Here is a 24,214-nt window from a genome sequence, read left to right on the forward strand (position 1 = left end):
TCATTGCGCGTGGAAGGGCGAATCGGACGTTCGGCGCAGGGAGCGTAACCAGGCGGGCTGACCGCGGTGTGACGTCGTGGTGAACGGACCTCAGCCCGCCGGCGTCAGCTCGTGCTCACTGTCCGAAGAAGACTCGAGCCGGTGCTGGTCCCGCGCGGTGCACCACAGGTTCGCGGTGGCGATGAGGACGAGCGCGGAGCCGAGCACGTGCAGCGAGACGAGCGCCTCCGGCACGCCGAGCCCGTACTGGACGGATCCGAGCGCGCCCTGGGCGAGCGCGACGATCCACACGGCGGCGTAGGCGCGCCACAGCTTCGGCGTCGCACCGGCGCGGAAGAGGTAGAGGCCGTAGCAGGCGAGCACGATCAGGTAGCAGACGAGCAGTCCGCCGTGCACGGTGGCGAGGGTGTCCACGGGCGCGTCGAGGCGGTGCGTCTTCGGGTCACCGCCGTGCGGGCCCGCGCCGGTCACCACGGTCCCGGCGATCAGCACCGCCCACATCGAGGCGATCAGCACCACCAGGAACGTGCGCCCGGTGTCGCCGTCGCGCCAGCGCACCGGCTGACCGTCGGACGCGAACTCGCGCAGCAGCAGCACGGCGAGCCAGATCAGCGGCGTCGAAGCCAGGAAGTGGATCGCGACCGTCCACCACTCCAGCTTGGCCAGCACGGTGATCCCGCCGACGACGGCCTGCAGCACGACGCCGCCCGGCATCGTCCACGCGAGCTTCACCAGCCGCTTCCGCTCGGGGTGCTCGTGCGCGACGCGCCACGCGGTGATCAGGCACAGCGCGGCGACCGCGATCACCACGCCGGTCAGCATCCGGTTGCTGAACTCGATCCACTGGTTCAGCGCCTGGTACTCGGGGTGGTCGACCGGGATCATGCTGCCCTTGACGCATTCGGGCCAGGTGGGGCAGCCGAGCCCCGATCCGGTGACGCGCACGACCGATCCGGTCACGCCGATCCCCGCCTGCGCGATCACGGCGGCGACGGCGACTGTCCGCTGCACCGTGCGCGACGGGTAGGGCAGGCGGCCGATCAGCGAGCTGAATTGCACCGTTCGATGGTATGGCGGCGGGCTTTTCTCAGGTGAGGCGGGTCGTCTTCGACGCGAGCCCGCCCGCGACGACGGCCCAGCCGAGGAGCACGCCGACAGGGCCCCACGCGAACGATCCGTCGACGAGCGCCGCCCGTAACCCCTCCGCGAGCGCGCCGGACGGCAGCAGTTCGACGACCGCCGCGAGACCACTGGGCAACGTGGCCGGTGCCAGCAGGATCCCGCCCGCCAGCAGCAGCACGAACCACACGATGTTCGCCAGTGCCAGCACGGCTTCGGCGCGCAGGGAACCGCCGAGCAGCACCCCGAGCGCGCCGAACGCGAGCGTGCCCACGATCAGCAGCACCACGGCGGCGACGATGCCGCCACCCGACGGCGTCCAGCCGAGGAACGCCGCGACCACGCCCAGCACGACCGTCTGCAGCGCGACCACCACGAGCGCCGCGGCGAGCCGCCCGGCGACGAGCAGCCAGCGGGGGAGCGCGGTCGCCGAAAGTCGTTTCAGCACACCGTAACGGCGGTCGAAGCCGAGCGCGATGGCCTGGCCGGTGAACGCCGAGGACATCACCGCGAGCGCGAGGATCCTCGGCGTCACCCAGTCCACTCTGGACAGTGCGCCGATGTCGCCGGTGGGCAGGATGTTCAGCAGGCTCAGCCCGACCAGCAGGGCCAGCGGGATGAGCAGGGTCAGCAGCGTCTGCTCGCCGTGGCGCAGGGTCAGGCTCGCTTCGACCCTCGCGTGCGTCAGCAGCATCTTGGGCAGCTTCCCGCGCCCGGGAGCGGGAGTGAAAGTGCCCGCGGCGAACTGGCTCATGCGCGAAGCTCCCGTCCGGTCAGGTCGAGGAAGACCTCTTCGAGACCGCGCCTTCCGACGTGCAGCTCCTCGGCGAGCACGCCCTGCTGCGCGCACCACGCGGTCACCGCCGACACCACCTGCGGGTCGACGGCGCCTTCGACCCGGTACGCGCCCGGCGCGGCTTCCTGCACGCGGTAGCCCTCCGGCAGCGCGGCCGCGAGCAGTGCGGTGTCCAGCCCGACCTTCGCCTTGAAGCGCAGTTGCGCGGTTTCGTCGTTCTCGGCGGTCAGCGCGCTCGGAGCGCCGTTCGCGATCACCTTGCCGCCGTCCACGATCACCACGTCGTCCGCGAGCGCTTCGGCTTCCTCCATGAGATGCGTGGTGAGCAGCACGCTGACCCCGTCGGAACGCAGCGCGCCGAGCAGGTCCCACACGAGGCGCCGCGCCTGCGGGTCCATGCCAGCCGTCGGCTCGTCGAGGAACACCAGCTCCGGGCGGCCGACGAGCGCGCACGCGAGCGAAAGCCGTTGCTGCTGCCCGCCGGAGAGCCGTTTGAACGGGGTGCGGCGCGCCGAGGAGAGGCCGAGGGTTTCGAGCAGCCACGCGGGATCGAGCGGGCTCGCCGCGCACGAGGCGACGAGCCGGAGCATCTCGTCGGCGCGGACGCCGGGGTACGCGCCGCCGCCCTGCGGCATCACGCCGATACGCGGGCGGAGCCGCTTCCCGTCGCGGACCGGGTCGAGCCCGAGCACGCGCACGGAACCCGAGTCGGGGCGCAGGAACCCTTCGCAGATCTCGACGGTGGTCGTCTTGCCCGCGCCGTTCGGCCCGAGCAGGGCGAGCACCGTGCCGCGCGGCATCGCGAGGTCGAGGCCGTCGACCGCGGTGACGGACCCGTAGCGCTTCACCAGCCCGGTGATTTCGACGGCGGCTGAACTCACGAGAACCGAGAATACGGCGTTGGCTCAGGCGAGGTGCTCCGGCATCTGCTTCGGCCGCTTGACCGGCCACGGCACCAGCGACGGTTCCTGCCTCCGCACGATGACCAGCGCGATCGCGACGACGACGCCCGCGGAGAGGTAGGCGAAGGCGAGCACGAACGGCCGCCCGGCGAACGTGCTGCCGGTCGGCGGGGTCAGGAACGGCAGGATGACGCTGATCACGGTGGCCGCGATCCGAAACCGCGAGGTGCCCGCGGCGGCGGCGAGCGGGATCACCGCCCACAGCAGGTACCAGGGCTGCATCGCGACGTGCAGCACCGAGGCGGCCCCGAGCGAGACGCCGAGCCCGATTATCGGGCGGTAGCGCCAGTTGAAGCTGTCCCAGAGGAACTTGAGCGTGATCGCGGCGGCGAGCGCGTACCCGACCAGTGTCATCACCGACACCAGCGAGTTCGTCTGGTTGCCGAGCCCGAGCGCGATGCCGAGCACACCGCCCACATTGGACAGTTCGGTGATCGGGGAGATCCAGCTCCACACCATGCCCGGCGTGCTCAGCCTGGCGATCCAGCCGAACCCGAGCCCGGACCCGAGGCACACGGCCACCGTGACGACGGCGAACACGAGCGCCATCGGCAGCCCGGCGCGCACCAGGTCGCGCAGCCTGCCGTGCCAGCGCCTGGCCACCATCACGGTGAAGAACGGCAGCGCGAACACCGCGTTGACCTTCACCATCGCGCCGAGCGTGAGCACCGCCACGCCGAGTGCGATGAAGAGCAGTTCCCCCTTCGCCAGCGGCGGCGGGTCGTCGCCCTTGATCCGGACCGGCAGCCGCCGGAGGCCGAGTTCGAGGCCCGCCATCATCAACCCGAGCGCGAGCGCGTCGTTGTGCGCGCCCGCGACGAGGTGGAAGAGCACCAGCGGATTGGCGGCGCCGAGCCACAGCGCGGTGGACGGCTGGACGCCGAAGCGGCGGGCCAGCCGGGGCAGCGCCCAGACGATGAGCGCGACGCCCGCGAGCGCGAGCAGGCGCTGCAACAGCACGCCGACCACGATGTGGTTGCCGGAAAGCCCGGCCAGCCAGCCGCCGAGGCGGAGGTAGAGCGGCCCGTACGGCGCCGAGGTCTCGCGCCACATGTTGGACACGTTGGCGGTCAACGGATCGCCGACGCCGAGCGCGTCGGCTGGCCCGAGCGTGTACGGGTCCATGCCGCGGTGCACGATCTCGCTCTGCGCGAGGTAGGCGTAGACGTCGCGGGAGAACAGCGGCGGGATGAACAGCAGCGGGATCGCCCACATCGCGACCGTGCGGTCGAACTGGCCGCGCGAAGCGATCCTGTCCCGCGCCGGGCTGGCGAACCGGCCGAGCATGAGCCAGCCGACGACCATCATCCCGATCCCGGCGAACGCGATCGCCAGCGCGACGGTCGGGATGCGCGCGAACACCCGCAGCACCGGGATCTCGAGCACCGGGTTGAGGACCGGCGCCGCGCCCGCGCCGAGCGAGCCGAACGCGAGCAGCAGCGCGCCGACCGTGCCGAACAGCCGGACGAGGTGCAGCCCGCGGATATCGGCGTCCCGCAGCGGTTCGGCCTCGGGCGGCCGGACGGGTGACGCCGCCGTCCCCCGTCCCGCCGCCCGCCAGCCGAATGCCACGAACGGAGCGTAGCGACTCCCGGCCGCCGTGAGTCCGGTCACTCACCGATGACCCCGCCTTTGCCGTCGGCGGGTAAATACGACACACTTATGTTGTGAAAAAGACCGGAGCCCTCACCCCGTCGGACGGCGAGCCGCGCCGTGCCGCGGTCGCGGGTGTCCCGGCGCAGGTCAACGCGGATGGGCGCACCCGGCACGAGGTCGCGCGGCTGCTGCTGGAGCAGGGCCCGATGACCGCCGTGGTCGTCGCGGACCAGCTCGGGATCAGCCCGACCGCCGTCCGCCGCCACCTCGACGCACTGGTGGCCGACGGTGAGGCCGAGACGAGGGACGCGCCGCGGCGCGGGCCTCGCGGTCGTGGCCGTCCCGCCAAGCTGTTCCTGCTCACCGAGAGCGGCCGCGCCCGGTTCGGGCACGCCTACGACGACCTCGCGGTGTCCGCGATCCGCTTCCTCGCCGAGCACGCGGGGGAGGACGCGGTCCGCGCGTTCGCCGAGCGGCGGGTGGCCTCGCTCGTCGGGCCGCACTCCGACGCCGTCACCGGCGCCATGGAGCCGGCGGCGCGGGCCGAGGCCCTCGCCGCGGCGCTGACCAGGGAAGGCTACGCTGCGTCGACCCGCAAGGTCGGTGCGGGCGAGCAGCTCTGCCAGCACCACTGCCCGGTCGCGCACGTCGCCGCGGAGTTCCCGCAGCTGTGCGAGGCCGAGACCGAGGCGTTCGCCAAGCTGCTCGGCACGCACGTGCAGCGGCTGGCGACGATCGCACGCGGCGACGCCGCGTGCACCACGCACGTACCCGTCGCCCCGGCGGGTACTCCGGAGGCCGGACGGCAGCCGGAGGACACCCCGCCCGAAGGGCACCGATCCGCCGGGGACGCCACCCCCGGCGGGGACACCCCCCGAAAAGGGGACGAGACAGTATCCGCGAATGGAGGGCACCCCGTATGACTGCCGCTGCCGAGCAGCGCACCACCACCACGCCCATGAGCCAGGAAGAGACCATCAACTCTCTTGGCAAGTACGCGTTCGGGTGGGCCGACTCCGACACCGCGGGCGCCAGCGCCCGCCGCGGGCTGAACGAGGATGTCGTCGTCGACATCTCCAGCAAGAAGTCCGAGCCGGAGTGGATGCGCGACACGCGCCTGAAGGCGCTGAAGCTGTTCGACCGCAAGCCGATGCCGAACTGGGGCGCCGACCTCTCCGGGATCGACTTCGACAACATCAAGTACTTCGTGCGCTCGACCGAGAAGCAGGCGACGAGCTGGGAAGAACTCCCCGAGGACATCAAGAACACCTACGACAAGCTCGGCATCCCGGAGGCGGAGAAGCAGCGCCTCGTCGCGGGTGTGGCCGCGCAGTACGAGTCGGAGGTCGTCTACCACCAGATCCGCGAGGACCTGGAGGCACAGGGCGTGCTGTTCCTCGACACCGACACCGCGCTCAAGGAGCACCCGGAGATCTTCCAGGAGCACTTCGGCTCCGTGATCCCGGCCGGTGACAACAAGTTCTCCGCGCTGAACACCGCGGTGTGGTCCGGCGGCTCGTTCATCTACGTGCCGAAGGGCGTGCACGTGGACATCCCGCTGCAGGCCTACTTCCGCATCAACACCGAGAACATGGGCCAGTTCGAGCGGACCCTGATCATCGTCGACGAAGACGCCTACGTGCACTACGTCGAGGGCTGCACCGCGCCGATCTACCAGTCCGACTCGCTGCACTCGGCGGTCGTGGAGATCATCGTGAAGAAGGGCGGCCGCTGCCGCTACACCACGATCCAGAACTGGTCGAACAACGTCTACAACCTGGTCACCAAGCGCGCCAAGTGCGAAGAGGGCGCGACCATGGAGTGGGTCGACGGCAACATCGGCTCCAAGGTGACCATGAAGTACCCGTCGGTGTTCCTGATGGGCGAGCACGCGAAGGGCGAGGTCCTCTCGGTCGCGTTCGCTGGCGAGGGCCAGCACCAGGACGCCGGCGCGAAGATGGAGCACCTGGCGCCGCACACCTCCTCGACGATCGTGTCGAAGTCGGTGGCGCGCGGCGGTGGCCGCACCTCGTACCGCGGCCTGGTGAAGGTCGCGAAGCGGGCGCACCACTCGCGGTCCAGCGTCGTGTGCGACGCGCTGCTGGTCGACACCATCTCGCGCTCGGACACCTACCCGTACGTCGACATCCGCAACGACGACGTGTCGATGGGCCACGAGGCCACGGTGTCCAAGGTCAGCGAGGACCAGCTGTTCTACCTCATGTCCCGCGGTCTCACCGAGGAAGAAGCGATGGCCATGGTGGTCCGCGGCTTCGTCGAGCCCATCGCGCGCGAGCTGCCGATGGAGTACGCCCTCGAGCTGAACCGCCTGATCGAACTGCAGATGGAAGGATCCGTCGGCTGAGATGACGGCACCAGCAGACACGAACACGAGCAACACCGCCGCGGCCGCGGAGGCTGTCATTCCGGCAGCCTCCCGGGCGGAGCGGTTTTCCTCCTACGACGTCGAGGCCTTCGAGGTTCCCGGCGGTCGCGAGGAGAACTGGCGCTTCACGCCGATGAAGCGCCTGCGCGGCCTGCACGACGGCAGCGCCATCGCCGACGGCGAGGTCACCGTCGCGGCGGAGCCCGCGCCTGAGGTCACTGTGGAAACGGTGCCGCGCGGCGACGAGCGGCTCGGTACCGCGGGCGTGCCGAGCGACCGGATCGCCGCGCAGGCGTTCTCGTCGTTCGTCGACGCCACGCTGGTGACCGTGCCGAAGGAGACCAAGGCCAGCGCGCCGACCGTGGTCAGGCTGACCGGGCCGGGCGAGGGGAAGACCGCGTTCGGGCACGTGCAGGTCCGGGCGGAGCAGTTCGCCGAAGCCGCGATCGTGCTCGACCACGTCGGTTCCGGCACCTACGCGGACAACGTCGAGTTCGTCATCGGCGACGGCGCGAAGCTCACCGTGGTGAGCGTGCAGGACTGGGCCGACGACGCGGTACACGTCTCCGAGCAGCACCTCAAGCTCGGCAAGGACGCGACGCTCAAGCACATCGTGGTGACCCTCGGCGGTGACCTGGTGCGCGTGAGCCCCACGGCCACCTTCGCCGACCGCGGCGGTGACGTGGAGATGCTCGGCCTGTACTTCGCCGACGCGGGGCAGCACCAGGAGCACCGGCTCTTCGTGGACCACGCGGTGCCGAACTGCAAGTCCAACGTGATGTACAAGGGCGCGCTGCAGGGCGACGGCGCGCACGGCGTGTGGATCGGCGACGTGCTGATCAGGGCCGCGGCCGAGGGCACGCAGACCTACGAGCTCAACCGGAACCTGGTGCTCACCGAGGGCGCGCGCGCCGACTCGGTGCCGAACCTGGAGATCGAGACCGGGGAGATCGAGGGCGCCGGCCACGCCAGCGCGACGGGAAGGTTCGACGACGAGCAGTTGTTCTACCTCCAGTCGCGGGGAATCGCGGAGGGACAGGCGCGCCGCCTCGTGGTGCGCGGCTTCTTCCACGAGATCCTGGCGAAGATCGACATCCCCGAGGTGCGCGAGCGCCTCGCGGCCGCGATCGAAGCCGAGCTCGAAGCCGTGAACGCCTGATCCACGAACACCTTTCCCGCCACAGACACAGGAAACAGAGCATGCCAACGCTGGAAATCAAGGACCTGCACGCCTCCGTCACCACCGACGAAGGCGCCAAGGAGATCCTCAAGGGCGTCAACCTGACCATCAAGTCGGGCGAGACGCACGCGATCATGGGCCCGAACGGCTCGGGCAAGTCGACGCTGTCCTACGCCATCGCCGGTCACCCCAAGTACGAAGTGACCTCCGGCGAGGTGCTGCTCGACGGGGAGAACGTGCTCGAGATGAGCGTGGACGAGCGCGCCCGCGCGGGCCTCTTCCTCGCCATGCAGTACCCGGTCGAGGTGCCCGGCGTCTCGATGTCGAACTTCCTGCGCACCGCGGCCACCGCGGTCCGTGGCGAGGCCCCCAAGCTGCGCCACTGGGTCAAGGAGGTCAAGGAGGAGATGGGCAAGCTCGACATCTCGTCCGAGTTCGCCGAGCGCAGCGTCAACGAAGGCTTCTCCGGTGGTGAGAAGAAGCGCCACGAGATCCTCCAGCTTTCGCTGCTGAAGCCGAAGATCGCCATCCTCGACGAGACCGACTCCGGCCTCGACGTCGACGCGCTGCGCGTGGTGTCGGAGGGCGTGAACGAGTACAAGTCGAACAACGAGGTCGGCGTCATGCTGATCACGCACTACACCCGGATCCTGCGTCACATCACGCCGGACTTCGTGCACGTGTTCGCGGGCGGCAAGATCGTCGAGTCCGGTGGCAAGGAGCTCGCCGACGAGCTGGAAGAAAACGGCTACGTGAAGTACGTCGGCAAGGCCGAGCCCGCCACCGCCTGACGTTCAGTCCACTTCGGAGAGTCCGAACGCACCGAGAGAGGGGTTGGCCCAGTGACCACCACCACTGCTAACTCTCTGCCGATCGAGGTCGACGCGATCCGCGCCGACTTCCCCATCCTGTCCCGTACCGTCCGGGACGGGAAACCCTTGGTGTACCTGGACTCCGGCGCCACCTCGCAGCGGCCGACCCAGGTGCTGGACGCGGAGCGCCGGTTCCTGGAGACGTCCAACGCGGCCGTGCACCGGGGCGCGCACCAGCTCGCGGAAGAGGCCACCGACGCCTACGAGTACGCCCGCGCGCGTACCGCGGAGTTCGTCGGGGTCTCCCCGCAGGAGCTGGTGTTCACCAAGAACGCCACCGAGGGCATCAACCTGGTCGCCTTCGCGATGAGCAACGCCGCCACCGCGGGGCCCGAGTCGGAGCGCTTCCGGGTCGGGCCGGGTGACGAGATCGTCGTCACCGAGATGGAGCACCACGCGAACCTGGTGCCGTGGCAGCAGTTGTGCCAGCGCACGGGTGCGACGCTGCGCTGGTTCGGCGTCACCGCGGACGGCAGGCTCGATCTGTCCACCGTGGACGAACTGATCACCGAGCGGACGAAGGTGCTCGCGTTCACGCACCAGTCCAATGTGCTCGGCACCGTGAACCCGGTGAAGCTGCTGACCGAGAAGGCGAAGAAGGTCGGCGCGCTGACCGTGCTCGACGCCTGCCAGTCGGTGCCGCACTCGCCGGTGGACTTCGCCGATCTCGGTGTCGACTTCGCGGTGTTCTCCGCGCACAAGATGCTCGCGCCGTCCGGGATCGGTGTCCTTTATGGACGCCGTGAACTGCTCGAAGCGATGCCGCCGTTCCTGACCGGTGGTTCGATGATCGAGCTGGTCAAGATGGAGGGCACCACGTTCGCGCCGCCGCCGCAGCGGTTCGAGGCCGGTTCGCCGATGACCTCGCAGGCGGTCGGGCTCGGTGCCGCGGTCGACTACCTCTCGGTGGTCGGCATGGAGCGCGTCGCCGCGCACGAACACGTTCTGACCGAGGCGGCGCTGGCCGGGCTCGGCGGGATCGACGGCGTGCGGATCATCGGGCCGACCGACACGGTCGACCGCGGTGGCGCGGTGTCGTTCGTGATCGACGGGGTGCACCCGCACGACGCGGGCCAGGTGCTCGACAGCCTCGGCATCGCGGTGCGCGTCGGGCACCACTGCGCGTGGCCGCTGCACCGGAGCTGCTCGGTCCCGGCGACCGTGCGCGCGTCGTTCTACCTCTACAACACGCTGTCCGAAGTGGACGCTCTGGTGTCCGGGGTGCGCGAGGCGCAGAAGTTCTTCGGAGTGGTGTGAGCGATGAACCTGGAGAGCATGTACCAGGAGATCATCCTGGACCACTACAAGAACCCGCACGGCCGCGGCCTGCGCGATCCCTTCGACGCCGAGTCGTTCCAGGTCAACCCGACCTGCGGCGACGAGGTGACGCTGCGCGTGAAGATCGACGGGGACAAGGTCGCCGACGTCTCCTACGAGGGCCAGGGCTGCTCGATCAGCCAGGCGTCGACGTCGGTGCTGACGGATCTGGTGGTCGGCAGGACGGTGGACGAGGCGTTCGGCACGATGGACGCGTTCGTCGAACTGATGCAGGGCAGGGGACAGGTCGAGCCGGACGAGGAGGTGCTGGAGGACGGGATCGCGTTCGCCGGCGTCGCCAAGTACCCCGCCCGCGTGAAGTGCGCGCTGCTCGGCTGGATGGCGTTCAAGGCCGCGGTGGCGGATTCTGGGGTGGCGGCCACCACCACGACCCCGAAAGAGTGAAGGATCATGACTGACGAGACTCAGACGACCGAGGTGCCCGAACACCGCGAGGGTCGGACCGCCGCGGACCTGCCGGAGCAGCAGGCGAACCCGGGTGCCGACGTGGCGAAGATCGAGGACCTCGAAGAGGCCATGCGCGACGTGGTGGACCCCGAGCTGGGGATCAACGTCGTCGATCTCGGCCTGGTGTACGACATCCACGTCGACGACGACAACACCGCCACCATCGACATGACCCTGACCTCGGCGGCCTGCCCGCTGACCGACGTGATCGAGGACCAGACGGCCTCGGTGCTGGTCGGCAGCGCGGGCCTGGTGAAGGACTTCCGGATCAACTGGGTCTGGATGCCGCCGTGGGGCCCCGAGAAGATCACCGAGGACGGCCGCGAGCAGCTGCGCGCGCTCGGCTTCACCGTCTGAACCGCCTCGAAGGAAGCGCCCCGGCCCGCGCCGGGGCGCTTTCTCGTTCGATCGGTGTATAACGACCTATACGGCACCGCTCTGGGGCGGTCGTTCCGGTCGTGGCAAGATGAACGACACGGGCCGAGGGGCCGGTCCGTCCACAAAGGACGTAACGTCCGCGACAAGGTGACGATGGGGCGACCGTGACCGAATCGAACTTCCCGCCACCTCCGCGACGCCGCTTTTCCCGTCGCCTCGCGCTGGCGCTCGTACTGGCCGTCGCCGGGCTCGTGGTCGGGATCGTCGGCGTGGTCAAGGTCCTCGGCTACGAGACGTTCGACTACGACCGGACCACCATGGCGGCGACCATGCCCGCCAGCGGCAAGGCGATCGTCTCACCGGTGCCGCCGAGCGCGCTGCACCGCGGGGACATCGTCGTCTTCGACCTGTCGGCCTACCCTGGTGGCAAGGCGAGCGGCCCGACGATGAAACGAGTCATCGGCGTCGGTGGCGACACCGTGGCGTGCTGCGAGGCGGGCACGCGGCTCACGATCAACGGCAAGGCGGTCACCGAGGACTACGTGCGGCCCGCCGGTTACGCCGATCAGTCGTTCTCGGTGAAGGTCCCGGAGGGCACCGTTTTCGTCGCGGGGGACCAGCGCGACAGCTCGGACGACTCGCGGACGTACGCGACGGCGGCGAGCAGTGGCGGGATCCCGCTCGGCAAGATCAGCGGTGTCGTGGTGGGCACCGGCAGCATCTTCTCCGCGCAGGCGCTGGACCCGACGAAGGCGTTCACCGCGGCCGGGCTTCCCGGTACGCCGGTGCGCGACACCGGGTACCGCACCGGGAGCTGGTTCATGATCGGCGGCCTCGCGGTGTTCGTCGTGGCGCTCATCGCCGCGCTCGTTGTGCGCTCCAGCGGAAGACGACGAACAGCAGGCGAAGACCCACCAGCGCGCTGATCACCAGCAGGTTGTAGCCGAACACCTGGTTGAGCGTCAGGTCGTCGGCGACGCGCGGTCCGCCGGTGCTGGCCAGCAGCAGCACGGCCATCACGCCAGTGGCCGCGCCGACGAACGCGAGCAGCATCTCGTGCACCAGCCCGGTGACCACGTCGCGGTCGCGTTCGTCGGCGAACAGGCGGACGTTGACCGACAGCCTGCCCTGTTCGAGGGCGCCGGTGATCCGGTCGATGCGGCGAGGGATCCGGCGCAGCACGGGAAGCAGGCTCAGCAACTCCTCGGTCGCGGTGTCCCGCAGGGTTTCCGGGCGCATGCGGGCGCCGATCTGCGCGTCGGCGAAGGCACGGGACTCCACGACGATGTTGAACCCGGGCGCGAGCAGCGCCAGCGTGCCTTCCACGGTGGCGAGCGCGCGGAAGACGGCCGCGATGGCGGGCGGGATGGCGAGCCCGAACTCGGCGACGATCCGGAAGAGGTCCGTGAACATCTCCACGTCGGGTGCCTCTCCGTGACTGAAGTGCTTGGCCACCAAGGCGCCCAGCGCGCGTTCGAGCCGTTGTTCGTCGATGTCGTCCGGCCGGTCCACGATTTCGAGCAGCCCGTCGCGCAGCGCTGCCGGGTCCGCGCGGTCGATCGCGAGCATCAGCTGCTGCAACCCGCCGCGCAGCCCGGAATCGAGCCTGCCGACCGAGCCGAAGTCGAGGAGGCCGAGCTTTCCGTTCGCGAGCAGCAGCACGTTCCCCGGGTGCGGGTCGGCGTGGAAGACGCCGTGCAGCATCACCTGGCGCAGCAGGCAGTCGAGCAGTGCGCGAGCCAAGGGTGCCCGGTCGCCGTCCGGGATCCGGCCGCCGGAGGAGCCGAGCGGGGTGCCGTCGAGCCGGTCCATCACCAGCACCTTGTCCGTCGACAGTCGCGAATGGACTCTCGGCAACGCGATGGCGTCTCCGGTGTAGGCCGCCCGCACGGCGCCGAGATTGCGGGCCTCCACCCGGAAGTCGAGCTCCTCGGCCAGCGCTTCGGCGAACCCCTCGGCGAGATCGACGACGCCGAGCGCCCGCGCCCATTTCGCCCGTCGCTGCAACGATTCCGCGACGCGGCGGACGATGTCGAGATCGCGGTCGACCTTCTTCTCGATCCCGGGCCGCTGCACCTTGACGACGACGTCGGTGCCGGACTTGAGCCGCGCGCGGTAGACCTGCGCGATGGAGGCGGCCGCGATCGGCTCCCGATCGAATTCGGCGAAGATCTCGTCGGGTGCCGCGCCCAGTTCCTCGCGCAGGAGGCGTTCGATCTCGTCGACCGGCGCGTGCGCGACCTGGTCCTGCAGCTTGCTGAGCTCGTCGATGAACACCGGTGGCAGCACGTCGGGCCGGGTCGAGAGCACCTGCCCGAGCTTGACGAAGGTTACTCCGCCTTCTTCGAGCGCTTTGCGCAGTGAACGAGCGAGCTTGGCGTGCCGCACGTCGCCGGTGGCGCGCCGCCCGGTGAGGTACGGGCCGAGGCCGTGCCTCACCGCGATGCGGGTGATCTGCGAATACCGGCGGGCGCGGGAGAACCGGCCCTTGACCGCCCGCAGCCTGCCGAGCAGGCCGAGGCCACCGCCGCTCGGGACCGCCATTTCCGCCACGAACAGGAACAGCAGCGTGGTGAGGAAGGCGCATCCCGCGATCGGGATCAGCAGACCGGCGAACGTCTCGCGTGACCACGCGCCCCGCACGGAGTACAGCACCGATCCCGCCACCGCCCACCCGAACCCGGCGCCGACGAGGGTGCGGAGCGTGCCGATCCGGACGCCGAGCACGCGGCGCGAGGCGACCACGAGCGGCCACAGCATCAGCACGAAGAACGGCAGGCTCAGCAGGCCGTACAGGAGAGAGGTCATCACGTTCCGAACGGTCGACGCGGATATCGGAACGGATCAAACCACGGTGGGCGCGGCGACGGGTCGTACTCGCGGGTGTCCTTCCTCCCGCTAAGGAGTGAACGGGATTCGGTGAAACCACTTCCTACTTTTGGCCGTGGTTGGCAACTTTCCGACCCCTTAGCGTGACTCTCCGCAGCAGAACGACTTCCAGCCGGAAAGGCAGACGGCATGAGTGCTTCAACGGGCAGGCGGGCGGCGGCGGGCTTGGTGATCGCGGGTGCGGCACTGGCGGCGCAGCTGCTCGGTGGCGGGCCTGCGAACGCGGCGCCGACGGTGACCACCCTGCACTACGACTCCTCCGGCGCGCCGGACTACGTCGCGCAGATCGACCAGGGTGCGGAGAACTGGAACAACGCCGTGAAGAACGTGAAGCTCGAAAAGGGCGGCTCGGCGACGATCATCATCCACGAAACCCACGACGGCAAGGGCTCCTACACCCAGACCGACGGGCACGGCCACGGCGACATCTACATCGACTCGACCCAGGTCGACGAGGGCAACGACCCGACGAGGATCGCGGCGCACGAGATCGGGCACAACCTCGGGCTCCCCGACCACTACGAGGGCCCGTGCTCGGAGCTGATGTCGGGGCACGGCCCCGGCACTTCGTGCAAGAACGCGAAGCCGGACGCGAACGAGTCGGCCAAGGTCGACGAGAACTTCGCGAACGGGCTCGCCACGGTGGTGAAGACGTTCCGGGACTGATTCCCCGGTGGTGGCGCCTCCCTCCCGCGCGGGAGGGAGGCGCTTCGCTGCCGGAGTCTGCGACGATTCCGGCATGGCGTTGCGACGGGTGCTGGGCCCGGTGGTGAGCCGGTCCACCTACCGCGGGTGGATCTACCTCGTCGTGGGCGGCGCGATGCTGGTGCCGTACCTGCTGCTGGTCGCGGTCGTGGTGCCGATGGTGCTCCCGGTGGTGCTGGAGGTGCCGAAGGCGTTCGTGGTCAGCTGCGTGCTGGCGCTGCTCGTGCTCGCCGGCACGACCCTGCTCTCCCCGGTGCGGGTGCTGGAAGGCACCGCGGTGCGCGAACTGCTCGGTGACCCGGTGCCCGACGCGGTGTTCGGGCCGGTGCACGACTGGCGGCAGCGGTGGCGCAGCGGTGCGATGGTCGTGGTGCACGTGCTCGTCGGCGGGGTGCTGAGCACGATCAGCCTGCTGGTGCCGATCGCGGTGGGTCTTTCGATCGCGGGGCCGTTCACCGGCAGGCTCGCGCTCGGCAGTGACCAGTCCGCGCTCGAGGTCCCGAAGGGCTGGGCGGGGATCTGGGTGCCGTTGGTCGCTCTGCTGGGCGCGCTGGTCTTCCTGTACGTCGTCGCGGGATCGGTCCGGTTGCTGGCGATGACGGCGACGCGGCTGCTGGACGTGTCGCCGAGCGAGCGGATCGCCCAGCTCGAACGGCGCACCGAACGGCTGGCGGAGCGCAATCGGCTCGCGCGGGAACTGCACGATTCCGTCGGGCACGCGCTGAGCGTCGTCACCATCCAGGCGGGCGCGGCGAGGCGGACGTTGCGCCGCGACCCCGATTTCACCGAGCGCGCGCTGACCGCGATCGAAGACTCGGCGCGCGCGGCCCTCGATGATCTCGACCACGTGCTGGGGCTGCTGCGCGAGGAAACGTCGGGGAAGGCGCCGCAGGCGAGCCTCGGCGAGCTGCCCGCGCTGCTTTCGGCGACCCGTCTCGCCGGCGTCGAGGTCGAGTCCGAGGTGACCGGCGAGCTCGCCGCACTGCCACCCGTGGTGTCCCGCGAGGCGTACCGGATCGTGCAGGAATGCCTCACGAACGTGGTGCGCCACGCCGGTAAGGTGCCGGTGACGCTGCGCGTCGCGGTCGGCGAGTCGCGTTTGGACTTGCTGGTCCGCAATCCGCTGGGGCAGCAGGCGCCCGCGGAACGGCGTGGCGGCGGAAGGGGACTGCGGGGCATGGCGGAACGGGTCGACGTGTTGCGCGGCGAACTGCACGCCGGGCGTGCGGGAGAACACTGGGAGGTCGGCGTGAAACTGCCGTGGGGCGCGGTATGACCGGGGTGCTGCTCGTCGACGACGAGGAACTGATCAGGGCGGGCCTGCGCGCGATCCTCGACTCCGAGCCGGATATCGAGGTGCTCGGGGAGGCCGGTGACGGTGCCGAGGTGGCGGGCATGGTCGCGCGGCTGCGTCCGGACGTGGTGCTGATGGACGTCCGGATGCCCAAAGTGGACGGCATCCGCGCGACAACGCACTTGTTGTCCACAATGGACGAGCCGCCGAAGGTCGTCGTGGTGACCACGTTCGAGAACGACGACTACGTCTACGACGCGCTGCTGGCCGGTGCGAGCGGGTTCCTGCTCAAGCGCGCGCGGCCGGAGGAGATCGTCACCGCGGTCCGCACCGTGGTGACGGGGGAGTCCTTGCTGTTCCCCGCGGCCATCCGCAGACTGGCCGAGGCGCACCGGCCGCGGGAGAAGGGCCGTGACGCGCTGGCGAAGGCGTCGCTGACCGAGCGGGAGTCCGAAGTGCTCACGCTGATGGCCGCCGGACTGTCCAATGTGGAGATAGCGGGGAAGCTGTTCCTCGGCGTGCAGACGGTGAAGACGCACGTGGGCAACGTGCTCGCGAAGCTCGGCGCGCGGGACAGGACGCAGGCGGTGATCAGGGCCTACGAGTCGGGGTTCATCACACCGGCTTGCTGATCCGCTCGTCGCGCGGCACGGGCAGCGCGGTGCGGGTGCGCGTCAGCCCGCGCAGCACGTCGATGCGATCGGAGTCCGGCCTGCCGAGCACCCAGCTCGACCCGGCGACGGCCTTCGCGCGCTTCTTGAGCGGGGCGAGCATGCGGGACGCCTCGCGGTAGGTGCTGATCGTCGCGGTCGAACACACCAGCGTGGCCAGCGAGACCGTCACCGCCATGCCTTCGGCGCTCCACGGGGTGTCGAGCAGCGCGGAGGCCACCGTGCTGATTTCGTCGACGTCGCAGGCGATGAGGAAGTCGTCGCCGCCGACGTGGCTCACCGTCATCTTCGACAGCCGCGCCTCCAGATCGGTGAGGGTGCGGCCGAGCGCGCGGATGAGGTCGTCGCCCGCGGCGAACCCGGCGTTGTCGTTGACGGATTTGAACGAGTCGACGTCGAGCCACGCGGCCACGAACGGTTCGCGGCAGGCGATGCGGCGGTCGACGTCGCGCGCCACCGTTTCGCTGCCGGGGAGCCGGGTGAGCGGGCTGAGCGCGGCGGCGGCCTCGACCTTCGCCTCCGCGACACCGCGTACCACCTCGGTCACCAGCACGACGCCGAGGCAGCGGCCGTCGTCGTCGACCACGACGACGTCGTCACCGGTGCGGCTCCAGTCGGCGTCGGTGACCAGTTCGAGGAATTCGAGCGCGCCTGCTTCAGTGTGGATCGTGTGCGGGCTGTCCGCGAGCCGGTCGGCCGAGCGCTTGGCGTGCAGCGCGTGGCCGTAGGGCCCGGTGACGGCGAGCAGGAACCTGGTCCGGTCGATCGACCACTGCGGGCGGTTGTCGTCGTCGACCCCGACGATGCCGGACGGCCCGTCGTCCGCGGCCAGCACGGTGCGGACGTCCTCGCAGGTGGCCGTGTGCGGCAGGGTGCTCGCCTGGCGGAGGAAGTCGCCGACGCGCTTCGAGGGCACGGCGCCGCCGCCGGTGGTGCGGTGCTGGCCGGGCTCCAGCGTGGCCGCGGTGCGGACCCCGATCCACTGGGTGTCCTCGCCCGCGGCACCGAACAGGTTTCCTTGCGCGATCCGGACTCCGAGCTCGCGGACGATGTCGAGCTGGGCGTCGGTCTCGACGCCGGTCGCCACGAGCCGCGCCTGCGCGCGCGAGGCGTAGTGCAGCAGCGCTTCGACCACGGCGATCGCCCCCGGTTCGCCCGGCAGGCGCTGGAGGAGGCTGCGGTCGAGCTTGAGCACGTCGACCGGCGCGGTGGCGAGCAGGGTGAGCGGGAGGTCGCTGCGGCCGAGCCCGTCGAGCGCGAGCCGGAAGCCGAGGTCGCCCAGTCGCTTCATCCCGGAGAGCAGCTGCTCCGGCCACGTGGTGGTGAACGGCGGGCCGAGTTCGAGCACCACCTCGCGCGGCCTGCGGCCGACCTTGGCGAGTGCGTCGAGGAGCGGGTCGAGCGCGCTCTCCGGCGCGGCCGCGGTCGCCGCGGTGAGGTTGAGGTGCAGGGGCAGCAGCGTCTGCTGCTCGGCCTCGTAGCGCACGGCGCCCGCGGCGAGCGCGACGTCGACTTCCACGAGACGTCGTTCTCTGCGCGCGTGGTCGAGCAGCTCGTTCGCTGACCCCTTGCTCGGCCGTGCCAGCGCTTCGAGCGCGACGACACCGCCGGTGTGCAAGCTGTACAACGGCTGGAAGGCGAACCGGACACTCGGCGAGACAGCCACGCACAGATAGTCGCCGCAGTACCCGGAATCCGATACGGATGTCGTCTACTGTTCATCGCGATGGCACCGGGGTTAGCCGTATCGGTGTAATCCCGAGGCCGGATTCTCACAGAGCGAGACGAGTGCGTAACCGCCATGGCGCAGTCCTGAACAGGTGTGCCATCGCCGAGGCGGTGCCTGAGATGTCCGTTCTTCCCGATGTGTAGGCGCGGTGCAGCTCGGTCGGGAGCGCGAAGAAGAGGTCGAAGAACGCGGGCAGCGCGTCGTCGGGCATCGACCGCACCGCGTGCAGGCCCTTCCGGCGCAGTTGGTGGACGGCGAGCGCGGACGCGGGCCAGACCGCGTGGCGGGCGGCGCGCAGTGCCCGGCTGGGGCCGGCGGGCAGCCCGTCGGCGAGTGCGGCGGCGACCGCCGGCGCGAGTGCGAGCGAGGTGGCGACGCTGTACCCGGTCGCGGGGTGCACGAATCCGCCCGCCGCGCCGAAGCCGAGCGTGCTGCCGCGTAGTGACGGCGGGGTGTCGAGTGCGATTCGCACGCGTTCGCGTCGGCGCGGTTCGGTGACGCCCGCGCGGGCGAGCCGGGCGCGGAGCCGGTCCGCGAGCACGCCGAGGGGCAGGCCGGGTTTGCGGGCCAGCGAGGTCTCTTCCACCAGTACGCGATCGTGTCCGAGCGGGACGGAGTACAGGAACGTGGGGGAGTTCCGCCAGTCCATGAACAGCGCGGTGGCGCCGCCGGTCACCGCGGCCGCTTCCGCGGTGGAAAGCGTTACCCCGTAAGCGGTTTGCTCGGTGCGCGCGCCTGCGCGCCGGCGGCTGCCGCGCGCGTCGACCACGATCGCCGCGGCCACGCGGGATCCGTCGGCCAGTACGGCGGTGCTTCCGTGTCCACCGTGGACAGTCGAGTCGAGCTTGCCCTGCCGCAGTTCCACCCGTTCGTCGGTGACCCAGTGCCGCAGACCGGTGTTGTCCAGCACCAGGTATTCGCGATCGAGCACGTGCCTCGTCCGTCCGAACGCGACAGTGGTGGCCGGTGCCGCCGCGATCGCCGAGTCCGGCAGCGAGGGCAGTTCGTCTCGCCACAGCGCGTAGGTCGCGGTCCACGGCCGCGACGGCGCCGGGTCGACGAGCGCGGTGTGCAGGCCTTCGCGCGCGCACGCCGCGGCCACCGACCAGCCCGCGGGACCCGCGCCCGCCACGAGGACATCCACCACGGCACCGATCACACCACAGGTCCGGTGTGGCCGGACGGTGGTGGCCGCGTTTGGTTACGGTGGTGCGCATGCGAGGAATGGACGAGCCGGACCCGAGGGCGGCACGACGGGACAGCGCGGCCGGTACCGCGGACCTGGCGGTGAGCCCGTTCCGCGCGGATCGGGACCGGATCGTCAGCTCGCCGTTCTTCGCCAGGCTCGGCGGGGTCACGCAGGTGGTCAGCGCGGGCGGGTCCGGGTTGCTGCACAACCGGCTCACGCACAGCCTCAAGGTCGCGACCGTGGCCCGGTCGATCGCCGAACGGCTGCTCGCCTCGCCCGATGCCGCCGAACTGGCGCGCAAGCTCGGCGGGCTCGATCCCGATGTCGCCGAGGCGGCGGCCCTCGCGCACGATCTCGGCCACCCGCCGTTCGGGCACCTCGGCGAAGGCGTGCTCGATCGCGTGGCGCGCCACCGGTTCAACCTCGCCGACGGGTTCGAGGGCAACGCGCAGACCTTCCGGATCCTGACCACCACCGACGTGCGGGGCCCGTCCGCGGTGGGGCTCGATCTCACCGCGGCCGTGCGCGCCTCGGTGCTGAAGTACCCGTGGTCCCGGCTGCACCGGCCGCGGCCGCATCCGTCGGAGATGCCCGTTCCGCCGCGCGGGGCGGCCGAGCCGGGCGACGCGCCGGGCACCGGGTCGAGCAAGTTCTGCGCCTACAGCACCGAATGGGACGATTTCGAGCAGGCGAGGGCGCCGTTCGCCGGCCGCGTCGAACCGTGGCAGCAGACCGTGGAAGCGTCCGTGATGGACACCGCCGACGACATCGCCTACGCGATCCACGACCTGCAGGACTTCCACCGGATCGGGGTGCTGCAGCACGCCGAGGTCGCCGCCGAGCTCGGCGGCTGGACGGCGAACGCGCTCGAACTGGCCGGGCTCGACGCGGAGACGCTCGATTCGCAGGCCCGCCGTCCCGGCCGGTCGCTCGAACGGCTGCGGCGGCGCTTGCACGCCAAGGATTCGTGGATCGTCGACGACGACGCGTTCGCCCTCGCGGTGGCCAGGGTGCGCAGCGAACTGGTCGACGACCTGCTTTCCGGCGCGTTCGACGGGTCGATCGAGGCCGAGCAGGCGCTCGCGGCGTTTTCCGCCCGCTGGACCGCGCGGCTGGTCGACGGCGTGCTGCTGACCCCGTCACCGCCGACCAGGACGGGGCACCTGACGCTGCGCACCGCGCAGTGGCACGAGGTACAGGTGCTGAAGTTCGTGCATCGGCGGTTCGTCCTGCTGCGCCCCGATCTCGCGTTGCACCAGCGCGGGCAGGCGAGCCTGGTGTCCACCCTCGTCGACGCGCTGGACGCGTGGCTCGTCGATCGCGACGAGGCGTACCGGCTGCCGCGGCGGCTGCGCGATCTCGTCGAACTGGCGCGAACGGAGTACGCCGGGATCGCCCGTGCGGAGCCGGAACTTCTGGTCGGTGCCACCGGTGAACCCGTGCGGGGCACCGACGCGGTGTACGAGCTGGCGCGCGGTCGCGCGGTCATCGACTTCGTGTCCTCGTTGACGGACAAGCAGGCGGTGTCCCTGTTGGACGCCTTGTCCGGCAGGGCCTCCCAACCCTGGTCCGAGTCGTTCGTCCTGTGACGACAACGGAGAATCGCGCTCTGTGATCGGAAAATCCGGTTCGTGCATCACTCGAAAGGCTGATGTAAGCCATTGCGGTGAGTACTTAGCTTGATTCAACCGGTGATCGCCGGTGCTGGTCAGCGTGAGTCGGGGCACGCGCCGAGAAACTCGGAGGCGCACGTGCGTCGAGTTCGTTCACGAAGAGGCAGAAGAGCGGTGCTGGCCGCGGGGGCGGCGGGTCTCGCCGCCGCACTGGGGCTGGCGGTCCCCGCGACCGCCGGTGCCGCGGCCGGCACCGGTCCTGCCGGAATCCCCGCCACCACCGCGGCGCAGATCGCCGCGCTGCAGGCGCTCAAGAAGACCGAGAGCAAGGCCGAGTCCAAAGTAGACAGCAAGCTGCTGGTGGAGCGGAAGCTGCGCGCCGGGCGCACCGCGGTGGCCGTGCCAGCGCTCCGGACCGGGGTCACCGTTTCCCGCGGTGGCACCGTGCTGGTCGATGTCAGGGCCGAGAAGGTCGGTGACGAGCTGCTCGCGGCGCTCGGTGCGGCGGGCGGCGCGGTGCGCGCGACCTCGGTCAGGGAAGCCAGTGTGCGGGTGGAGCTGCCGCTCGACCGGATCAGCGCGCTGGCCGAACGGGGCGACGTCCGCCGGATCGAGGTGGCGGACCGGGCGATGACGGCGCGCGAGCTGGAAGCGCCGACGGCACCGGACCGGGCGGCGAACACGAACGCGCCCACCGCCGCCAAGGAGTCCAAAGAGGACAAAGCGGCGCGGATCGGCGCCGAGCTGAAGGGCGCCGTGGCGGCGGCCACGATCACCAGCGAGGGCGACCGCGCGCACAACGCGGACACGGCGCGCCAGCAGTTCGGCGTGACGGGCATCGGCACCAAGGTGTGCGCGCTGTCCGACGGCGTCGACTCGCTCGCCGCGTCCAAGGCCAAGGGGGAACTGCCCGCCGACGTCGACGTGCCTGCCGGTCAGGAAGGCGATGGCGACGAGGGCACCGCGATGCTCGAAATCCTGCACGACGTCGCGCCGGGCGCCAAGCTCGGCTTCGCCACCGCGTTCACCTCGGACGCGAGCTTCGCCGACAACATCAGGACGCTGCGCTTCAAGTCGCACTGCGACGTGCTCGTCGACGACGTCATCTACTTCAAGGAATCGCCGTTCCAGGACTGGATGATCGCGCAGGCGGTCAACGACGTCACCGCGGACGGCGCGCTGTACTTCTCCTCGGCTGGTAACGAAGGCAGCGTCCGCGACGGGACCGCGGCGCACTGGGAGGGCGACTTCGTCGACTCCGGGCTGACCGCGGGCAAGTTCCAGGGCAGCGCGCACAACTTCGCGGGGACGGCGGGAGTCCAGATCTACGAACCGGTCTCGAAGGCTTCGTCGGCGGGCATCCCGGTGAACCTGTTCTGGTCGGACCCGCTCGGCGCGTCCGCCAACGACTACGACCTCTACCTGTTCGACCAGGCGGGCAACGTGGTCAGCCTCAGCCAGGACAACCAGACCGGCACGCAGGACCCGTACGAGCGGCTGGACACCCCGGCCGGCGGCGGGTCGGGCCTGCGGATCGCGGTCGTGAAGTACTCCGGCGAAAACCGGTACCTTTCGCTTTCCGCGCTGCGCGGGCGGTTCTCCGATTCCACCGACGGGCTCAAGGCGTACAACACGCCCGGGATGACCTTCGGGCACAGCGCGGCGCGGCAGGCGTTCAGCGTCGCGGCCACCCCCGCGGCGAAGGCGTTCGGCAGGCCGCTCGAACCGGGTGACCCGGCGAACCCGGCGGGGCCGTTCCCCGGCACGTTCAGCGAGGCGTCGAAGGTCGAACGGTTCTCGTCCGACGGACCGCGGCGGGTGTTCTACGAGGCGAACGGCACGCCGATCACCCCGGGCAACGTGTCTTCCACCGGGGGAGAGGTGCGCGCCAAACCCGATGTCACCGCGGCCGACGGCGTGCGCACGAGCGTGCGCGGGTTCGACCCGTTCTTCGGTACCTCCGCGGCGGCTCCGCACGCGGCGGCCATCGCGGCGCTCGTGCTGTCCGGCAATCCCGGCATCCGCGGATCCGAGGTGCGCGACGCGCTCATCTCCACCGCGGTCGACATCGAGACACCCGGGCGGGACGAGGTGAGCGGAGCCGGGGTGCTCCTCGCCGACCGCGTGCTCGCCTACACCGGTGCGAGCCCGCAGCCGCTCGCCGTCGCGCGGCAGCCGATCGTCACCTCCGGCGGCGGTCACCTGAGGCCGGGCGACACCGCGACGGTGGCGCTGCCGGTGGTCAACGACGGCGACGGCACCGCGGTGTCCACCAACGTCGTGCTGACCAGCCCCACGTCGGGCGTCACGATCGCACCGAGGGCGAAGTCGTACGGCACGATCAGCCCGCACCAGACCGGGATCAACGAGTTCACGGTGACGGTGCCCGGTTCGCAGCAACTCGGCAGCACCGTGGTGCTCGCCGCGAGAGTGACCTTCGCGGGGTCGCTTTCGCCGACCACGCAGCAGTTCGCGCTGAGCGTCGGGCAGCCGTCGCCGGAGACGCGCACCTTCGCCTACACCGGCCCGCCGGTGCCGATCCCGGACAGCAACCCGGCGGGCGCGGGCGTCCCGATCCAGGTGTCCGGTGTCGGGCGCGCGGCGAAGCTGACCGTTTCGATCGACGGGACGGCCTGCACGACGGACGTGGGCGCGACGACAGTGGGGATCGACCACTCGTACGTCAACGACCTCACCGCGACGCTCACCGCGCCGGACGGCTCGAAGGCGATTCTGCTGCAGCGCAACGGCGGATCGGGCAACAACCTGTGCAAGGTCGTCTTCGCCGACGACACCGCGAACGCGTTCAGCACGGTGACCGCGGCGAACGCGCCGTACACCGGGACGTGGCGGCCGCAGAACCCGCTTTCGGCGTTGCGGGCGAACGCGGTGGACGGCACGTGGACCCTTTCCGTGATCGACGGCGTCGCGGGCGATTCCGGGTCCATCCGCGCGGTTTCCTTGCACGTCAACGGTTTCCTTCAGCAGGAGAGCTGAGCCGGGCGGGTGCCCGCGGGTTTTCCCGCGGGCACCCGTGCCGCGCGCGACGT

Annotated in this window: 20 protein-coding genes; 13 read left to right on the forward strand and 7 right to left on the reverse strand. The window is 70.5% G+C overall.

Annotation, left to right across the window (positions count from 1 at the left end):
- Positions 1 to 90 precede the first annotated feature (90 nt).
- From HUW46_RS39545 to mptB, 4 genes are read right to left on the reverse strand one after another with little or no spacing between them, the layout of a single operon-like run.
- Positions 91 to 1,059, reverse strand: coding sequence for a COX15/CtaA family protein (locus tag HUW46_RS39545; protein WP_215543798.1), 969 nt, complete (start codon positions 1,057 to 1,059; stop codon positions 91 to 93).
- Positions 1,060 to 1,087: 28 nt separating this feature from the next.
- Positions 1,088 to 1,873 carry an ABC transporter permease gene (locus tag HUW46_RS39550; protein WP_215543799.1) on the reverse strand — a complete coding sequence of 262 codons (786 nt, stop codon included), beginning with the start codon at positions 1,871 to 1,873 and terminating at the stop codon, positions 1,088 to 1,090.
- Positions 1,870 to 2,796 carry an ABC transporter ATP-binding protein gene (locus HUW46_RS39555; RefSeq protein ID WP_215543800.1) on the reverse strand — a complete coding sequence of 309 codons (927 nt, stop codon included), beginning with the start codon at positions 2,794 to 2,796 and terminating at the stop codon, positions 1,870 to 1,872. Before HUW46_RS39555 ends, HUW46_RS39550 begins: the two co-directional genes overlap by 4 nt.
- 24 nt (positions 2,797 to 2,820) lie before the next feature.
- The gene (mptB, locus tag HUW46_RS39560; RefSeq protein WP_215543801.1) at positions 2,821 to 4,449 is read right to left on the reverse strand and encodes a polyprenol phosphomannose-dependent alpha 1,6 mannosyltransferase MptB; all 1,629 of its coding nucleotides are present in this window, start codon (positions 4,447 to 4,449) and stop codon (positions 2,821 to 2,823) included.
- 95 nt (positions 4,450 to 4,544) lie between these two features.
- On the opposite strand from mptB, the gene HUW46_RS39565 reads away from it, so the two are divergent.
- From HUW46_RS39565 to lepB, 8 genes are all read left to right on the forward strand, one after another.
- Positions 4,545 to 5,396: a helix-turn-helix transcriptional regulator gene (locus HUW46_RS39565; RefSeq protein WP_254125394.1), complete on the forward strand. Its 852-nt coding sequence runs from the start codon at positions 4,545 to 4,547 to the stop codon at positions 5,394 to 5,396.
- On the forward strand, positions 5,393 to 6,838 hold the full coding sequence (gene sufB, locus HUW46_RS39570; protein ID WP_215543802.1) for a Fe-S cluster assembly protein SufB: 1,446 nt from the start codon (positions 5,393 to 5,395) through the stop codon (positions 6,836 to 6,838). Before HUW46_RS39565 ends, sufB begins: the two co-directional genes overlap by 4 nt.
- Position 6,839: 1 nt before the next feature.
- Positions 6,840 to 8,018 carry a Fe-S cluster assembly protein SufD gene (sufD, locus tag HUW46_RS39575; protein WP_215543803.1) on the forward strand — a complete coding sequence of 393 codons (1,179 nt, stop codon included), beginning with the start codon at positions 6,840 to 6,842 and terminating at the stop codon, positions 8,016 to 8,018.
- 41 nt (positions 8,019 to 8,059) lie between these two features.
- Positions 8,060 to 8,830 carry a Fe-S cluster assembly ATPase SufC gene (gene sufC, locus HUW46_RS39580; RefSeq protein ID WP_215543804.1) on the forward strand — a complete coding sequence of 257 codons (771 nt, stop codon included), beginning with the start codon at positions 8,060 to 8,062 and terminating at the stop codon, positions 8,828 to 8,830.
- A gap of 51 nt (positions 8,831 to 8,881) precedes the next feature.
- Entirely contained in the window at positions 8,882 to 10,168 is a 1,287-nt protein-coding gene (locus tag HUW46_RS39585; protein WP_215543805.1) for a cysteine desulfurase, read from the forward strand.
- 3 nt (positions 10,169 to 10,171) lie between these two features.
- Positions 10,172 to 10,633: a Fe-S cluster assembly sulfur transfer protein SufU gene (gene sufU / locus HUW46_RS39590; protein WP_215543806.1), complete on the forward strand. Its 462-nt coding sequence runs from the start codon at positions 10,172 to 10,174 to the stop codon at positions 10,631 to 10,633.
- A gap of 6 nt (positions 10,634 to 10,639) precedes the next feature.
- Complete coding sequence (locus HUW46_RS39595) at positions 10,640 to 11,053, forward strand: metal-sulfur cluster assembly factor (RefSeq protein WP_215543807.1); 414 nt, start codon at positions 10,640 to 10,642, stop codon at positions 11,051 to 11,053.
- Positions 11,054 to 11,238: 185 nt separating this feature from the next.
- A complete protein-coding gene (gene lepB / locus HUW46_RS39600; protein WP_215543808.1) occupies positions 11,239 to 12,000 on the forward strand; it encodes a signal peptidase I in 762 nt (253 codons plus the stop codon).
- Here lepB and HUW46_RS39605 read toward each other — a convergent pair.
- Complete coding sequence (locus tag HUW46_RS39605) at positions 11,930 to 13,882, reverse strand: ABC1 kinase family protein (RefSeq protein WP_215543809.1); 1,953 nt, start codon at positions 13,880 to 13,882, stop codon at positions 11,930 to 11,932. The genes lepB and HUW46_RS39605 overlap by 71 nt on opposite strands.
- A gap of 210 nt (positions 13,883 to 14,092) precedes the next feature.
- Here HUW46_RS39605 and HUW46_RS39610 point away from each other — a divergent pair, with 210 nt between their 5' ends.
- The 3 genes from HUW46_RS39610 to HUW46_RS39620 all read left to right on the forward strand — a co-directional run bounded on the left by HUW46_RS39610 (position 14,093) and on the right by HUW46_RS39620 (position 16,594).
- Positions 14,093 to 14,629, forward strand: coding sequence for a snapalysin family zinc-dependent metalloprotease (locus tag HUW46_RS39610; RefSeq protein WP_215543810.1), 537 nt, complete (start codon positions 14,093 to 14,095; stop codon positions 14,627 to 14,629).
- Positions 14,630 to 14,702: 73 nt separating this feature from the next.
- Positions 14,703 to 15,944: a sensor histidine kinase gene (locus HUW46_RS39615; RefSeq protein WP_215543811.1), complete on the forward strand. Its 1,242-nt coding sequence runs from the start codon at positions 14,703 to 14,705 to the stop codon at positions 15,942 to 15,944.
- Entirely contained in the window at positions 15,941 to 16,594 is a 654-nt protein-coding gene (locus HUW46_RS39620) for a response regulator transcription factor (RefSeq protein ID WP_215543812.1), read from the forward strand. The genes HUW46_RS39615 and HUW46_RS39620 overlap by 4 nt, the downstream gene beginning before the upstream one ends.
- On the opposite strand, the gene HUW46_RS39625 is transcribed toward HUW46_RS39620, so the two are convergent.
- Positions 16,578 to 18,299 carry a GGDEF domain-containing protein gene (locus HUW46_RS39625; RefSeq protein ID WP_215543813.1) on the reverse strand — a complete coding sequence of 574 codons (1,722 nt, stop codon included), beginning with the start codon at positions 18,297 to 18,299 and terminating at the stop codon, positions 16,578 to 16,580. The two genes, HUW46_RS39620 and HUW46_RS39625, sit on opposite strands and share 17 nt — an antisense overlap.
- Positions 18,300 to 18,405: 106 nt before the next feature.
- Positions 18,406 to 19,509, reverse strand: a complete 1,104-nt coding sequence (locus HUW46_RS39630; RefSeq protein ID WP_215543814.1) for a lycopene cyclase family protein — start codon at positions 19,507 to 19,509, stop codon at positions 18,406 to 18,408.
- Positions 19,510 to 19,586: 77 nt separating this feature from the next.
- Between HUW46_RS39630 and HUW46_RS39635 the strand changes: the two genes are divergently transcribed.
- On the forward strand, positions 19,587 to 21,140 hold the full coding sequence (locus HUW46_RS39635; protein WP_215550397.1) for a deoxyguanosinetriphosphate triphosphohydrolase family protein: 1,554 nt from the start codon (positions 19,587 to 19,589) through the stop codon (positions 21,138 to 21,140).
- Between the two features lie 198 nt (positions 21,141 to 21,338).
- Positions 21,339 to 24,161 carry a S8 family serine peptidase gene (locus tag HUW46_RS39640; RefSeq protein WP_215543815.1) on the forward strand — a complete coding sequence of 941 codons (2,823 nt, stop codon included), beginning with the start codon at positions 21,339 to 21,341 and terminating at the stop codon, positions 24,159 to 24,161.
- Positions 24,162 to 24,214: the final 53 nt, after the last annotated feature.

The sequence above is a fragment of the Amycolatopsis sp. CA-230715 genome (assembly GCF_018736145.1).
Taxonomy (GTDB): Bacteria; Actinomycetota; Actinomycetes; order Mycobacteriales; family Pseudonocardiaceae; genus Amycolatopsis.